The sequence below is a fragment of the Burkholderia guangdongensis genome, from assembly GCF_013403875.1.
GTDB lineage: Bacteria > Pseudomonadota > Gammaproteobacteria > Burkholderiales > Burkholderiaceae > Burkholderia > Burkholderia guangdongensis.
Genome location: NZ_JACBNX010000009.1, coordinates 182190 through 197371 on the forward strand (window position 1 = coordinate 182190; position 15182 = coordinate 197371).

The window sequence follows — 15182 nt, forward strand, 5'->3', positions numbered from 1 at the left end:
CCGTCAACGAAAAAGTCTGCTTCGGAAAGCAGAACCTGCAGTATAGCGAGTTGGCATCCTTTCATTACCGATGCTGCGCACAAACCTCTATTGCCAAAGCGTCAACAATCGGTTTGCGGCAGTCAGGCTCCGATCGCCGCCCCCTTCCAACGCCCCACGCCTTCCGGCACCTTCCCGCACCGCCTGCCACGACACGGCATGCACGGCCCGTCCGTGGCCGCCCAAATGGACTATTGTTCAATCTGAATGCCCCGCGCCGCATACCGTGCGTGCGCCGGCGGCAGGTTCGACTTCCGTCATTCCCTTCGGAGACAGGACCATGAACAAGCCCCTGATTGCCGCCGCGCTATCGGGCGCGTTCGCGATCGCCGCCCACGCGCAGAGCAGCGTCACCCTGTACGGGCTCATCGACGCCGGCATCACGTACACGAACAACCAGGGCGGCCACAGCGCGTGGCAGGAGACGAGCGGGTCGGTCAACGGCAGCCGCTGGGGCCTGCGCGGCGCCGAGGATCTCGGCGGCGGCCTGAAGGCGATCTTCGTGCTCGAGAGCGGTTTCGGGATCAACAACGGCGCGCTGAAGCAGGATGGCCGCCTGTTCGGCCGCCAGGCGTTCGTCGGCCTGACCGCCGAGCAGTACGGATCGCTGACGCTCGGCCGCCAGTACGACAGCGTCGCCGACTATCTCGCCCCGCTCGCGCTGACCGGCACGCAGTACGGCGGCACGCAGTTCGCGCATCCGTTCGACAACGACAACCTGAACACATCGTTCCGCATCAACAACGCAGTCAAGTATCAAAGCGCGAACTACGGCGGTTTCCGGTTCGGCGGGCTCTACGGCTTCTCGAATTCGACCGGCTTCGCGAACAATCGCGCGTACAGCGTCGGCGCCGCGTATTCGTATGCGGGCTTCGACGTCGCCGCCGCGTACCTGCAGTTGAACAACGACGTCAACGCGCTGGCGCTCGCGACCACCGACCCCGGCGCGGTCGCCGGCGACTGGACCTTCGCGGCCGCCCGCCAGCGCACGTGGGGCGCGGGCGTCGGCTACACGTATGGCCCGGCGACGGCCGGTTTCGTGTTCACGCAGACGCGCCTCGACGACACGCAGGCGATCAGCGCGGCCGCATCGGGCGTGACGGGCGGCATCACCGGCCTGTCCGGCAGCACGCGCTTCAACAACTACGAGGTGAACGGCCGCTACGCGCTGACGCCGTCGTGGAGCCTCGCGGCCGCGTACACGTACACCGACGGCCGGCTCGCGGGCGCGAGCCCGAGCTGGAACCAGTTCAGCCTGCAGACCGCGTACGCGCTGTCGAAGCGCACGGACGTCTATCTGCAGGGCGAATACCAGCGCGTAAGCGCCGACGGCCTGGCGATCGGCGCGAGCATCAACGGGCTGGGCGGCGCGTCGTCGACGGACCGGCAGGTCGGCGTGACCGCCGGCCTGCGTCACCGGTTCTGAGCGGCGGCGTCCGGCGGAGTCCGGCGGAGTCTGGCGAATTCAGGCGGCACCCGGCGGCGCCGGGTAGCGGACGTCGAGCACGTCGATCGGCTGCGGGCCGACCGGCGTCAGCAGCGTGACCGTATCGCCAATCTTCGCCTTCAGCAGCGCGCGGGCGACCGGCGAGATCCAGCTGACGCGGCCGTGATCGAGATCGACCTCGTCGATGCCGACGATCGTGATCGTGTGCTCCTCGCCGTCCGGTGTCGCGTAATCGACGGTCGCGCCGAAGAACACCTGATCGGTGCTCTCCTGCCGGCTCGCGTCGACGACCTCGGCGATGTCGAGCCGCTTGGTCAGGAAGCGGATCCGGCGGTCGATCTCGCGCAGCCGCCGCTTGCCGTAGATGTAGTCGCCGTTCTCGGAGCGGTCGCCGTTCGACGCGGCCCACGACACGAGCCGCACGACCTCGGGCCGCTCGACGTCGATCAGGCTCAGCAGCTCGTCCCGGAGCCGCTTGTGCCCCGCCGGCGTGATGTAGTTCTTCGCGCCCGCCGGAATCGCGGTCTGGGCGGTGTCGAGATCGTCGTCGTCGCCGTCCGACTCTTTGACGAATGCCTTGTTCATGATGGACTTCAGAAACGGATTGCCGATGGTTGCAGGGTACACGAACGGCCGGCCCCGCATGGGCAGGCTCAATAAATTGCGCAGAACACTTCCCTTTTTAAACAACCCTGCTATAATCTCACTTCTGCGTGCGGCTGTAGCTCAGTTGGATAGAGTACTTGGCTACGAACCAAGGGGTCGTGGGTTCGAATCCTGCCAGCCGCGCCATTTTTTCAGAAGGGTCTTCGCCGACGAAGGCCCTCGCAGTACAAAGCAGTACCGTTTTGCGTGCGGCTGTAGCTCAGTTGGATAGAGTACTTGGCTACGAACCAAGGGGTCGTGGGTTCGAATCCTGCCAGCCGCGCCACCTTAGAAGGGCCTTCCTCCGGGAAGGCCCTTTTTTCATTGCGCCGCCCTTCGCGTCTCCCGCCCCCACGCCGCCCGGATACAAAAACGGCGGCCCGAAGCCGCCTTCTCACCCAACAGCGTACCCAACAGCGCATCCAACTGCGCACCCAACTGCGCACCCAACAGCGCACCCAACTGCGCACCCAACAGCGCATCCCACCGCGCGCTCATCCACGTCCGCCCTTGCCCGCGCGGTCAGTAATCCTGCCGCTCGCGCTCGATCCGCATCCCGCCGTCGTGACGCGCATGCGCGCCGTCGTCGGTCGAGCGCTCGCGCATGATCCGCATCACGTCCGGATTGGTCCGCACGCGCCGCATCACGTTCGCGAGATGCACGCGGTCGCTGACCTGGATCACGAAGCGCAGGATCGTCGACTCGTGGGTCAGATCCTCGTCCATCGCGATGTGCACGATGTTCGCGTCGGCCGACGTGATGTCCGCCGCGACGCGCGCGAAGATCCCCTTCGCATTCTTCACGAGCGCCTTCACCGCGACGTCGAACAGCCGCCCCGGCTGCGGCGCCCACGCGACGTCGATCCAGCGCCCCGGATCGCGCCGGTGAATGCGCTGCGCGACACGGCAATCGGTCGTATGAATCGCCATACCGAGCCCGATACCGATATAACCCATGATGTCGTCGCCCGGAATCGGCCGGCAGCACGCGGACAGCTGCACCGACATCCCCTCGGTGCCGGTGATCACGACCGGCGGCGCATGATGCGTGACATGCCGCTCGGCGCGCGGCAGATCGTCGTCGGCGTCGCGGCCGCTCGTCAGCACCTCGATCCGCTTCGCCATCACCGCGGCGACGCGGCGGCCGAGGCCGATATCCGCGAAGATCTCCTGGCGGCTCTTGTTGCCGGTCCACTGCACGAGCTTGTCCCACACTTCGGGCGCAACCTCCGCGAGCGCGAGGCCGTAGCCCTTCAGGCTCTGGTCGACGAGCCGCTCGCCAAGCTGCACCGACTCGTTCAACCGCATCGTCTTCAGATAGTGACGAATCGCCGAGCGCGCCTTGCCGGTGCGCACGAAGCCGAGCCACGCGGGGTTCGGCTTCGAGTACGGCGCGGTGATCACCTCGACGATATCGCCGCTCTTCAGCTCGGTGCGCAGCGGCAGCAACTCGTTGTTGATCTTCACCGCGACGCACTGGTTACCGAGATCGCTGTGGATCGAATACGCGAAGTCGAGCGCGGTCGCGCCGCGCGGCAGCGCCATGATCCTCGACTTCGGCGTAAACACGTAGACCGCGTCCGGGAACAGGTCGATCTTCACGTGCTCGAGGAATTCGCTCGAATCGCCTGCTTCGCTCTGGATGTCGAGCAGCGACTTCAGCCACTGATGCGCGCGCTTCTGCACGTCGTTCAGGTCGGCGCCGCCGTTCTTGTACAGCCAGTGCGCGGCGACGCCCGCCTCGGCGATCTCGTGCATCTTGCGCGTGCGCACCTGAAACTCGATCGGCGCGCCGAACGGGCCGACGAGCGTCGTGTGCAGCGACTGGTAGCCGTTGACCTTCGGGATCGCGATGTAGTCCTTGAACTTGCCCGGCACCGGCTTGTACAGCGCGTGCAGCGCGCCGATGCACGTGTAGCAGTCGAGCGGATTCTCGACGACCACGCGAAAGCCGTACACGTCGAGCACCTGCGAGAACGACAGCTGCTTGTCGCGCATCTTCCGGTAGATGCTGTAGATCGTCTTCTCGCGGCCGGTGATCTCCGCGTCGATCTTCGCGTCGACGACCGCGCGCTGCGCGGCTTCGAGAATCTTGCCGATCACCTCGCGGCGGTTGCCGCGCGCGGCCTTCACGGCCTTCTCGAGCGTCGCGTAGCGATGCGGATTGAAGTTCGCGAAGCTCATGTCCTGCAGCTCGCGATACGTATTGTTCAGACCGAGGCGGTGCGCGATCGGCGCGTAGATGTCGAGCGTCTCGCGCGCGACGCGGCGGCGCTTCTCCATCGGCACCGCGCCGAGCGTGCGCATGTTGTGCAGGCGGTCGGCGAGCTTCACGAGGATCACGCGCACGTCGCGCGCCATCGCGAGCAGCATCTTGCGGAAGTTTTCCGCCTGCGCCTCCTCGCGACTGCGGAACTCCATCTTGTCGAGCTTGGACAGCCCGTCGACGAGCTCCGCGACCTTCGGCCCGAAGCGCTCGGCGAGCTCGCTCTTCGTGACGCCCTGGTCTTCCATCACGTCGTGCAGCAGAGCGGCCATGATCGCCTGCGCGTCGAGCTTCCAGCCGGCGCAGATTTCGGCGACGGCGACGGGATGGGTGATGTAGGGTTCGCCGCTCTGGCGATATTGACCGAGATGGGCTTCGTCGCTGAAGTGGAACGCCGCCTTGATCTCTTTGATCTCTTCCGGGCTCAGATAGTCGGCAAGCGCGGCGGTCAGTTTCGCGATCGAAACGACGCCGTGCTTGCGCGGCTGCTCCGGAGTCGCGGTCGGCCCGAACAGATGACGAAACGACTGTTCGAGGACCGCATTGATGTACTGGCGCGCGGGCGATTGCGTGACGGTTTCTTCAGAGCTCGAATCCGCCGAGGCGGACGAAGGGGTGGTGCTCATTTTCGCCTCCTCGGTTAGCAATCGTTGCGCGTGGACTACATGGCTGGAAATACCGAGTGTGCCTTAAACGGGCACTTTCTTCAGCATCTCGATGCCAACCTGGCCGGCTGCGATCTCGCGCAGCGCGATGACGGTCGGCTTGTCGCGGCTTTCGATCTTCGGCGTGTGGCCTTGCGCGAGCTGTCGCGCGCGATAGGTGGCGGCGAGCGCCAGTTCGAAGCGGTTCGGGATTTGCTTCAGGCAGTCTTCGACGGTGATGCGAGCCATGTTGGGTCATTCCTTCTGAATATAGTGCGTATTCTACCTGATGTCCCTCATCGGACATCGTCATTCGGCATGCGGGAGATGGATGCCGAGCTCGACGAAAAGATTCGTGTGCCGCGCGTACTGCGACGCGAAACGCAGGCGCGTCGCCGCGACGATCGTGCGCAGCTCCGCGAGCGCGCAGTCGAAGTTCTCGTTGATCACCACGTACTCCGCTTCCGACGCATGCGCGATCTCGCTGCCGGCCGCGAGCAGGCGCCGCGTGATCACGTTCGGCTCGTCCTGGCCGCGCTTCTTCAGGCGCTCCTCGAGCGCGTCGAGCGACGGCGGCAGGATGAAGATGCCGACCGCGTTGCGGAACTGCTTCTTCACCTGCTGCGCGCCCTGCCAGTCGATCTCGAGCAGCACGTCGTGGCCGTTCTTCATCTGCTCCTCGATCCAGACGCGCGACGTGCCGTAGTAGTTGCCGTGCACTTCCGCGCTCTCGAGAAACTCATGGTGCGCGTGGCGCGCGCGGAAATCCTCGACCGTCGTGAAATGGTAGTTCACGCCGTCCCGCTCGTTCGAGCGCGGCTCGCGCGTCGTGTACGAGACCGACAGGCAGATGTCCTTGTCCTGCGCGAGCAGCGCGTTCACGAGCGTGGACTTGCCCGCGCCCGACGGCGCGACCACCATGAACAGGTTGCCCGGATAGATGCCGGCGTGCAGCGTATGCGCGGCGGCGGCGCGAGAGGAATCGGTCATGTCAGCCTCCGCCGGGCCGCCCAAAGGAGGCTGATCGCCCCCTCGGGGGGCAGCGAACAAAGTGAGCGTGGGGGTTGTTTCATTATTTACTCCAGGTTTTGCACTTGCTCGCGCATCTGCTCGATCAGCAGCTTTAGCGCCATCGACGCGTCGGCGAGCTCCTTCGCCGCCGCCTTCGAGCCGAGCGTGTTCGCCTCGCGATTCAGTTCCTGCATCATGAAGTCGAGGCGCTTGCCGACGCGGCCGCCCTTCTCGATCACGTGACGCGTCTCGTTCAGATGCGCGGTGAGCCGCGACAGCTCTTCCGCGATATCGATTCGGATTCCATACATCGTCACTTCCTGACGGATCCGCTCGGCCGCCTCCTCGCGCGACACGACGGGCGCGCCGCCCTCCGGCGCCGCGATCCCGAGCGCTTCGGTCAGACGTTCGACGATCTTCTGCTGATGCTTGGCGATCAGCTCCGGCACGAGCGGCGTGATTCGCGCGACGATCGCCTCCATCTCGGCGACGTTCGCGAGCAGCATCGACGCGAGCTGCGCGCCTTCGCGCGAGCGCACGACGACGAGCTCGCCGATCGCTTCCTTCCCGCACGCGAGCACCGCTTCGCGGATCGTGTCGGCCGACACGCCGCTCTCGGCGAGCACGCCGGGCCAGCGCAGGATTTCGCCCGCGCGCAGGCGGCCCACGCCCGGGAACGCGTCGAGCACCGTGCGCTCGAGCTCCGCGAGCTGGCCGAGCGCCGACGGGTTCAGCGCGCCCGCGCCGATGCTCTGCTCGGCGCGCTGCAGGTTGATGCGCACGTCGACCTTGCCGCGCGACAGCTTCGTCATCAGCATCTCGCGCAGCGCGGGCTCGCATGCGCGCACGTCGTCCGGCATGCGGAAGTTCAGGTCGAGGAAGCGCGAGTTCACGGTGCGAAGCTCGACCGACACGCCCGTGCCGCCGTTGCCCGTGGCCGCCGCGAGTTCGCGCGTCGCGCTCGCATAGCCCGTCATGCTGTAGATCATGGTTCGTCTCGCCGTCTGGATGCCCTCACGGGCCAGGAAAATCGAGGCGCCCGGCGCATCCGGAGCGCGGGGCGGGGAACGCGCATTATCCCATTTTTGGCGCCGGCCCCGCCCGGGCTCGCCACCGTTCAGCGCTAGAATCGAGGTTTCCCCTTCTCGTTTCATCCATCCATGACGTCATCCTTTTCCCGCCCGAGCGGCCGACGCGCCGATCAGCTGCGCCACGTCGCGCTCACCCGCCATTACACGAAGCACGCCGAAGGGTCGGTGCTCGTCGAGTTCGGCGACACGAAGGTGATCTGCACCGCGAGCATCGCCGAGCGCGTGCCGGAGTTCCTGCGCGATCGCGGCCAGGGGTGGCTCACCGCCGAATACGGGATGCTGCCGCGCGCGACGCACACGCGCAGCGACCGCGAGGCCGCGCGCGGCAAGCAGACCGGCCGCACCCAGGAAATCCAGCGCCTGATCGGTCGCGCGCTGCGCGCGGTGTTCGATCTCGAGAAGCTCGGGCCCCGCACGATCCACCTCGACTGCGACGTGATCCAGGCCGATGGCGGCACGCGCACCGCGAGCATCACCGGCGCGTTCGTCGCCGCGCACGACGCGGTGTCGAAGCTGATCGCGGCGGGCAAGCTGTCGGGCTCGCCGATCACCGACCACGTCGCCGCGATCTCGGTCGGCGTGTTCGACGGCACGCCGCTGCTCGATCTCGACTACGCGGAAGACTCGCGCTGCGACACCGACATGAACGTCGTGATGACGGGCCAAGGCGGCTTCGTCGAGGTGCAGGGCACGGCCGAAGGCGCGCCGTTCTCGCGCGGCGAGATGAACGCGCTGCTCGACCTCGCGCAAGGCGGGATCGGCGAACTCGTCCGCCTGCAGAAGGAAGCGCTGGGTGTGCGCCATGACTGACGATTCGCGCGCGCAGCCGCCGTTGGGGCCGAATTCGGCGCCGCATGTGTCGCCGCCCTTGTCTCGCCTCGTGCTCGCGTCGAACAACGCGGGAAAGCTGCGCGAATTCGCCGCGCTGTTCTCGACGGTCGGCATCGACGTGATCCCGCAGGGCGAGCTCGCGGTGCCCGAAGCCGACGAGCCGTTCCGCACGTTCGTCGAGAACGCGCTCGCGAAGGCGCGCCACGCGGCCGAGCTGACCGGGCTGCCGGCGATCGCCGACGATTCCGGGCTCTGCGTGCATGCGCTGCGCGGCGCGCCCGGCGTGTACTCGGCGCGTTACGCGCAGCGCGCGGGGCTCGACAAGGGCGACGCCGCGAACAACGCGCATCTCGTCGACCAACTGCGCGGCATCGACGATCGACGCGCGTACTACTGCTGCGTGCTCGCGCTCGTGCGCCACGCGGACGACCCGGAGCCGCTGATCGCGGACGGCCACTGGCACGGCGAGATCGTCGACGCGCCGCGCGGCGCGCACGGTTTCGGCTACGACCCGTATTTCCATATTCCGTCGCTCGGCGCGACGGTCGCCGAACTCGAGCCGGCCGTGAAGAACGCGCTGAGCCATCGCGCGCTCGCGCTGAAGGCGCTGCTCGCGCGGCTCGCGGAGGAGAAATGAAGCCCCACGTTCACATCCGTTCGCGGGAGGCTGCATGAGCCAGGCAGCCGACATCGGCGCGCGCGTCGTCGCGAGCTTCACGTCGCCGGGGCAGATCCGCCTGAGCTCGCTGCCGCCGCTCGCGCTGTACGTGCATTTCCCGTGGTGCGTGCGCAAGTGCCCGTACTGCGACTTCAACTCGCACGAGTGGAAAGGCGAGCAGTTCCCGGAAGCCGACTATCTCGACGCGCTGCGTGCCGATCTCGAACTCGCGCTGCCGCTCGTCTGGGGACGGCAGGTGCATACGGTGTTCATCGGCGGCGGCACGCCGAGCCTGCTGTCGGCGGCGGGACTCGACCGGCTGCTGTCCGACGTGCGGGCGCTGCTGCCGCTCGATGCCGACGCCGAGATCACGCTCGAGGCGAATCCGGGCACGTTCGAGGCCGCGAAGTTCGCGCAGTTCCGCGCGAGCGGCGTGAACCGGCTGTCGGTCGGGATCCAGAGCTTCAGCGAAGCGCATCTGAAGGCGCTCGGGCGCATCCACGACGCGACGCAGGCGCGCGCGGCGGTCGAGGTCGCCGCGAAGACGTTCGACAACTTCAATCTCGACCTGATGTTCGCGCTGCCGAACCAGACGCTCGACGAATGCCGCGCGGATATCGAGACCGCGCTGTCGTTCGCGCCACCGCATCTGTCGCTTTATCACCTGACGCTCGAGCCGAACACGCTGTTCGCGAAGTTCCCGCCGGCGGTGCCCGACGACGACGCGTCCGCCGACATGCAGGAGTGGATCCACGAGCGCACGGCCGCGGCGGGTTACGAGCGCTACGAGGTATCCGCGTATGCGAAGCCGCACCGGCAGTGCAAGCACAACCTGAACTACTGGCGCTTCGGCGACTATCTCGGGATCGGCGCGGGCGCGCATACGAAGCTGTCGTTTCCGAACCGGATCCTGCGGCAGGCGCGCTACAAGCATCCGGCGACGTTCATCGAGCAGGCCCGGGCCGGCACACCGGTGCAGGAGGAGCGCGAGGTCGGCGCGCGTGACCTGCCGTTCGAGTTCATGCTGAACACGCTGCGGCTCGTCGAGGGGTTTCCGGTGCCGAGTTTCGCGGAACGCACCGGGTTGCCGATCACGACGATCGAGCCGGCGCTGAAGGAGGCGGAACGGCGCGGGTTGATCACGCGCGATTTCGCGCGGATCGCGCCGACGCCGCTCGGGCAGCGCTTCCTCAACGATCTGCAGGAACTGTTCCTGCGCGACGACTGAAGCGGCGGGATCGGGATGGGGCGGCATTTCGGTTACAATGCCGCCTCGTGGAAGCGTGGCCGAGCGGTTTAAGGCACCGGTCTTGAAAACCGGCGACGGGCAACTGTCCGTGAGTTCGAATCTCACCGCTTCCGCCAGAACCTCTCTCCCGCCTCTTCCGAATCGGTCTGATTCAATCCCCCAAACACACGCCAGATAAGGCTTTCCGGCCGATGGATCGCTTTCCGTTGAGCTGGATTAGCGCGCTTCCCTCTGAATAAATCGTAAAGTCTTTGGTGGGTTAGTTGATGGGCCCCGGCCGCGGTCACACCTGCTTGATCGTCGCTACCGGCAGGACGAGCCGGAGCGGCGCGTCGGTGAATGGCGCAAAACCGTACTTCCGGTAGAAACCCGCCGCGCTGTCATCGAGCGCATCAACGACAACACACTGCACACCAATGTTCTCGGCCGTCGCCACGACCGTGTCCAATGCGTGCGCAAGAAGATATTCGCCCAGGCCCTGGCCTTTGTGGTTCTTGTCAACGGCTAGTCGTGCCAAGAGTACTGCGGATACGTTCCTGGGAAGCCGCTGGTCGCCGGGTATCCCGTCAGTTTCAACGGACGTAGCCGCCAACGCGTAGTACCCGACGATCGTGTAGGGATCGTCGGGCAGAATCGCGACGAAGGTGCGCGACAGGTTTTTCTGCTGATGCTGGTTTGCCGTCTTCTGCAGCCAGGCGTTCATCGAACTGACACCGCAGTCAAAACGATTACGGTCGTGGTTCGCCTCAAGTCGTCGAATGCGTGGTTCCAATCTTGTTCTTCCGTAGTCGCGCCATTGCACGCTGCAATGCCTCATTGGGTTTCGGCGGTTCATCGAGCAACGCAAAGAAGCGCTTCGATTCATCCATCGTCAGACGGATGGACCGAATGATTTCTTCCTGCTCGATGACCTGTTCTGCAGCCCGAAGTGCCGACTGCACGATGAACTGGCTAAGCGTACTGCCCGATAGCTCTGCAGCTAGCTGCAATACAGCTTGCTTCTCTGCACTCAACCGGGCAGTAATTCGCCCGCGGCCGGGGCTATCCAGACCGCTGTCATGCTTGATAGCCATTGCTGGTTCCTCATGTTGGACCGCTGGAACCCGGGTAGCCGCGCGACGACGACGGGGGTGTGGTCCTTTTCTCAAATGTGATGGGCTCATAGATAGCCCATCGTTCACTGCTGCCTTATCTCCATCACACGACGGATGGTGTCAGCATAGCACGCCATGGAGACCATTTGGCACCATGCGCGCTATGCTGGCACCCAAAGAAAGCCATCCATATATTGGGGCCATAATAATCCTGGCGCGGGGAGCTTTCACAGTTCGTCACGGCAGACTGTTAATCATTAAATCCGCCATACGACACCGAGGCTCGGGACTCGCTTAAAAGCATGCCAGCCCTCGCGGTACAGCGAGGAAGCCCCCTTCGCATGCCAGCCATCGTAGCTTCTCCACGGCTTCACCACTCACTAACGACTCCAACGAATCGACCCCGACGCCCTCCGTAGACGTAGGCCGGTGTCGGCCCGTAACCGACATCCGGGATCGGAGCTGGTGAGGCGGCTACGGGTTGCTTGCCGGACATTCGGACATCCATAGCCGTGCGTGTCAGGTTTCGCTATCCGCGGATGTATACGTCCGACCGTTCACCGCTTGCAGATCGATGCGTTCAGGCAGGTACCTTTGCGCGCTGCGCCGCGTTCATTCCCTGAAGTTCAGCGTTGTCGAACACCATGCTCATCTGGCGCGGCGTCACCGCCGGCGATTGCGGTCGTGCTGGCCCCCCTTGGCAGCTGGCCCATTGCGTTTCTCGCGGACGATGGTGGAACTGTCCGGCGAGTTTGCTCGCAAGCGCCGGATCAACAAGCAGCCGATGCAGGGCGCATAGCACCGCCACGGTAACCCTCGGCTCGCCGAGCTCCATGGCTTAGCAAACGGCCCGATCGAGCATCTACGCCGCCAATACCTTGACTACGTCAGAGCCGGCTTCGATATGCAGGACGCGGCCGCCGCTGCGATTCTCGACGTCTCGAACCTTGACGCGGCGACCATAAAGCGGATGCCAACGATAATGGGCTTCGACTTCTTGCCCGATATGGGCAGAATGAACACGAGCTTGCGGCGGGGCGCTCGTATTGGTTGTTCGCCGGTTCACTGCGCGCCGGGAAACGGGCTGCGGTCATGCGCCTGATTCGATCGGCGCAGCTCAACGGCCATGATCCCTGCGTCTATTTGAAAGACGTGCTCGATCGCCTGCCGACCCACCGCGCCGACGATATCGTCGCGCTTCTGCCGTATCGTGGGCATCCGCCGCCTGATTGGTGGCAATTTACGCTGTGGGGTGTCGTCACCGGGTGCTTACCGCGCTCGCGGGGAACACACCGCGAGATCCCGGCCGTTGATCGAAAGCGACGGTTCATCCCCGCCCTCGTGGGGAACACGTAGTCGTATCAGCGCCATTACGCCCATACGACGGTTCATCCCCGCGTCCGCGGGGAACACTTTTGCCAGTACGCCCACGCTTTCCATCCCATCGGTTCATCCCCGCGTCCGCGGGGAACACAGCGCCGTCGGAATGGCAATCCGCGCATCCGTCGGTTCATCCCCGCGTCCGCGGGGAACACACGACCGCGAACGGTGTCGGGCTGCTGGCAATCGGTTCATCCCCGCGTCCGCGGGGAACACCTGCGCCGGGGTCGCGTCGAATGCCGCCGCGACGGTTCATCCCCGCGTCCGCGGGGAACACGCGCGCTCCATCAGCCGTTTGACGTAGCTCGACGGTTCATCCCCGCGTCCGCGGGGAACACGGCGAGCACCGGTACCGAAATTGCCTCCCATGCGGTTCATCCCCGCGTCCGCGGGGAACACGATCGTCAACTCGCCGTGCACGATGCCGCGCTCGGTTCATCCCCGCGTCCGCGGGGAACACAACGGCACGACCGGCTCGTTCGGTGGTGGCGACGGTTCATCCCCGCGTCCGCGAGGAACACATTGGAATGAAAGGTCACGCAAGGCGCATTCGCGGTTCATCCCCGCGTCCGCGGGGAACACGCTGCGACCAGCAACAGGCCCGTCTTGTCCGCCGGTTCATCCCCGCGTCCGCGGGGAACACCTCACCCGAAGTGGAGAAACCTCGCCCCGCGCCGGTTCATCCCCGCGTCCGCGGGGAACACGCGACCAGGCTTTGCTGCTGGAGCGTGAGTTTCGGTTCATCCCCGCGTCCGCGGGGAACACGAGCTCGGTGGCCTTCGCATAGACGGATGAGACGGTTCATCCCCGCGTCCGCGGGGAACACGGTCTGACCAACGACGAAGTGGCCCGTTTCAGCGGTTCATCCCCGCGTCCGCGGGGAACACCGCACCGAGGCGAGCGCGCGAGCGATATTGACCGGTTCATCCCCGCGTCCGCGGGGAACACGAGCTTGTGGACGCGCCGATGAATCTGTCCACCGGTTCATCCCCGCGTCCGCGGGGAACACGAACGGCCATGATAGAGGCTTCTTCAATGCATCGGTTCATCCCCGCGTCCGCGGGGAACACAGCCAGGATATCGCTCAGTTTCATGGTCATTCCGGTTCATCCCCGCGTCCGCGGGGAACACACCGTGGTCGTGACCGAAAATAGCGGCGCATTCGGTTCATCCCCGCGTCCGCGGGGAACACTCCTGCGAAGCCATGAACGATTCGGCACTGCGCGGTTCATCCCCGCGTCCGCGGGGAACACTGAGTGCCAAGACGGAACTGCTTCCGACGATTCGGTTCATCCCCGCGTCCGCGGGGAACACCCGCTGACGCGATCCGCCGATGGGAGCCCCGCCGGTTCATCCCCGCGTCCGCGGGGAACACGCGCTGGCGTCCATTCTGCTGTCGCTGGTCACCGGTTCATCCCCGCGTCCGCGGGGAACACGCCTCGAGGCGATGAACATCGAGCGTCGTAACCGGTTCATCCCCGCGTCCGCGGGGAACACTTCACGGCCACCATCTTCGCGAAGCTGCGCGTCGGTTCATCCCCGCGTCCGCGGGGAACACGATTTAGGGGCGCCGAAACCGCCCCGCTTTTTCGGTTCATCCCCGCGTCCGCGGGGAACACTTCAAACCGTCGGCGCGCAAAATCAGACGGAACGGTTCATCCCCGCGTCCGCGGGGAACACTCCAGTGACCCGACGCTGCTGCCGTCCATCGACGGTTCATCCCCGCGTCCGCGGGGAACACAACTCGATGCGCACGCTGCAACCGTAGTCGCGCGGTTCATCCCCGCGTCCGCGGGGAACACGCGCGCTCCATCAGCCGTTTGACGTAGCTCGACGGTTCATCCCCGCGTCCGCGGGGAACACTGGATAATGTCGTGCGCGCCGCGCAGGTTGCGCGGTTCATCCCCGCGTCCGCGGGGAACACACTGCCGCCCGGCGTGTTGAACACCATCAGCACGGTTCATCCCCGCGTCCGCGGGGAACACCGAAGCAAAGGGGGTAGCAAATCGATGCGCTCCGGTTCATCCCCGCGTCCGCGGGGAACACGATATCGGCGGGACCGGCGCGCGGGCCGATGCCGGTTCATCCCCGCGTCCGCGGGGAACACCCGGTCCGGTTTTCGCGCCTACCGGGATGAATCGGTTCATCCCCGCGTCCGCGGGGAACACTACCGCCGCCGAGATGGCATCCCGCGCCCGGTCGGTTCATCCCCGCGTCCGCGGGGAACACAACCGTGATTCGAGCAGCGGGCGCAGCATCGCCGGTTCATCCCCGCGTCCGCGGGGAACACGCACCGCCAGCGCGATCCAGAGTGCGTGTTTGCGGTTCATCCCCGCGTCCGCGGGGAACACGCCAGCTTCGGATAATCGATCGGTTTCATTTCCGGTTCATCCCCGCGTCCGCGGGGAACACTTCGCGGTGTCGGTGAGCAGCTGCGCGTATTCCGGTTCATCCCCGCGTCCGCGGGGAACACAACCGTCGCGAAGGGCGCCTCCTGCAGGCCGCCGGTTCATCCCCGCGTCCGCGGGGAACACCGCATGATCACCATCGACGACATCAACGCGGCCGGTTCATCCCCGCGTCCGCGGGGAACACGACGCCGCCGAGGCCGATAACGATCCGTGCGCCGGTTCATCCCCGCGTCCGCGGGGAACACGGCTGACATCCCTCTCCGACCAGGCGTGAAAGCGGTTCATCCCCGCGTCCGCGGGGAACACATTTACGACGCGGACCTGATGCCCATTAATGGCGGTTCATCCCCGCGTCCGCGGGGAACACTCCTGACGTGCCGTGACGCGCGTCATCCCCACCGGTTCATCCCCGCGTC

General features: G+C 65.7%; 11 protein-coding genes, 3 tRNA genes, 1 pseudogene and 1 CRISPR repeat array (1 of these 16 only partly in view). Of the genes and pseudogenes, 8 read left to right on the forward strand and 7 right to left on the reverse strand.

The window, feature by feature from the left end; all coding sequences use genetic code 11:
* The first annotated feature begins 319 nt into the window (after positions 1-319).
* Positions 320-1465: a porin gene (locus HZI36_RS11020; RefSeq protein ID WP_179402681.1), complete on the forward strand. Its 1146-nt coding sequence runs from the start codon at positions 320-322 to the stop codon at positions 1463-1465.
* 39 nt (positions 1466-1504) lie between these two features.
* Here the strand turns inward: HZI36_RS11020 and greB are convergent, their stop codons facing one another.
* The gene (greB, locus tag HZI36_RS11025; RefSeq protein ID WP_179402682.1) at positions 1505-2071 is read right to left on the reverse strand and encodes a transcription elongation factor GreB; all 567 of its coding nucleotides are present in this window, start codon (positions 2069-2071) and stop codon (positions 1505-1507) included.
* A 130-nt stretch (positions 2072-2201) separates the two neighbouring features.
* Between greB and HZI36_RS11030 the strand changes: the two genes are divergently transcribed.
* A tRNA-Arg gene (locus HZI36_RS11030) sits at positions 2202-2278 on the forward strand.
* A 62-nt stretch (positions 2279-2340) separates the two neighbouring features.
* Positions 2341-2417, forward strand: a tRNA-Arg gene (locus tag HZI36_RS11035).
* Positions 2418-2653: 236 nt separating this feature from the next.
* Here the strand turns inward: HZI36_RS11035 and HZI36_RS11045 are convergent.
* The 4 genes from HZI36_RS11045 to HZI36_RS11060 form a co-directional block, all read right to left on the reverse strand.
* Complete coding sequence (locus tag HZI36_RS11045; RefSeq protein WP_179402683.1) at positions 2654-5023, reverse strand: RelA/SpoT family protein; 2370 nt, start codon at positions 5021-5023, stop codon at positions 2654-2656.
* Positions 5024-5086: 63 nt separating this feature from the next.
* Positions 5087-5290, reverse strand: coding sequence for a DNA-directed RNA polymerase subunit omega (gene rpoZ, locus HZI36_RS11050; protein ID WP_179402684.1), 204 nt, complete (start codon positions 5288-5290; stop codon positions 5087-5089).
* Between the two features lie 60 nt (positions 5291-5350).
* Entirely contained in the window at positions 5351-6031 is a 681-nt protein-coding gene (gene gmk, locus HZI36_RS11055) for a guanylate kinase (protein WP_179402685.1), read from the reverse strand.
* Between the two features lie 86 nt (positions 6032-6117).
* Complete coding sequence (locus HZI36_RS11060) at positions 6118-7041, reverse strand: YicC/YloC family endoribonuclease (RefSeq protein ID WP_179402686.1); 924 nt, start codon at positions 7039-7041, stop codon at positions 6118-6120.
* Positions 7042-7212: 171 nt separating this feature from the next.
* On the opposite strand from HZI36_RS11060, the gene rph reads away from it, so the two are divergent.
* From rph to HZI36_RS11080, 4 genes are all read left to right on the forward strand, one after another.
* Complete coding sequence (gene rph, locus HZI36_RS11065; protein ID WP_179402687.1) at positions 7213-7953, forward strand: ribonuclease PH; 741 nt, start codon at positions 7213-7215, stop codon at positions 7951-7953.
* Positions 7954-7999: 46 nt separating this feature from the next.
* The gene (rdgB, locus tag HZI36_RS11070) at positions 8000-8611 is read left to right on the forward strand and encodes an RdgB/HAM1 family non-canonical purine NTP pyrophosphatase (RefSeq protein ID WP_343050107.1); all 612 of its coding nucleotides are present in this window, start codon (positions 8000-8002) and stop codon (positions 8609-8611) included.
* A 34-nt stretch (positions 8612-8645) separates the two neighbouring features.
* Positions 8646-9860 carry a radical SAM family heme chaperone HemW gene (hemW, locus tag HZI36_RS11075; protein ID WP_179402689.1) on the forward strand — a complete coding sequence of 405 codons (1215 nt, stop codon included), beginning with the start codon at positions 8646-8648 and terminating at the stop codon, positions 9858-9860.
* A gap of 49 nt (positions 9861-9909) precedes the next feature.
* Positions 9910-9997 (forward strand) — tRNA-Ser (locus HZI36_RS11080).
* Positions 9998-10164: 167 nt separating this feature from the next.
* Here the strand turns inward: HZI36_RS11080 and HZI36_RS11085 are convergent.
* Positions 10165-10584, reverse strand: coding sequence for a GNAT family N-acetyltransferase (locus tag HZI36_RS11085; RefSeq protein ID WP_179402690.1), 420 nt, complete (start codon positions 10582-10584; stop codon positions 10165-10167).
* Positions 10585-10627: 43 nt separating this feature from the next.
* Entirely contained in the window at positions 10628-10954 is a 327-nt protein-coding gene (locus HZI36_RS11090; RefSeq protein WP_179402691.1) for a type II toxin-antitoxin system TacA family antitoxin, read from the reverse strand.
* A 1113-nt stretch (positions 10955-12067) separates the two neighbouring features.
* On the opposite strand from HZI36_RS11090, the pseudogene HZI36_RS27485 reads away from it, so the two are divergent.
* A pseudogene (locus tag HZI36_RS27485) lies at positions 12068-12133 on the forward strand (transposase domain-containing protein); the annotation flags it as partial.
* Positions 12134-12298: 165 nt separating this feature from the next.
* Positions 12299-15182: a CRISPR direct-repeat array (repeat unit 29 nt; unit sequence CGGTTCATCCCCGCGTCCGCGGGGAACAC); it runs 2573 nt beyond the window's last position.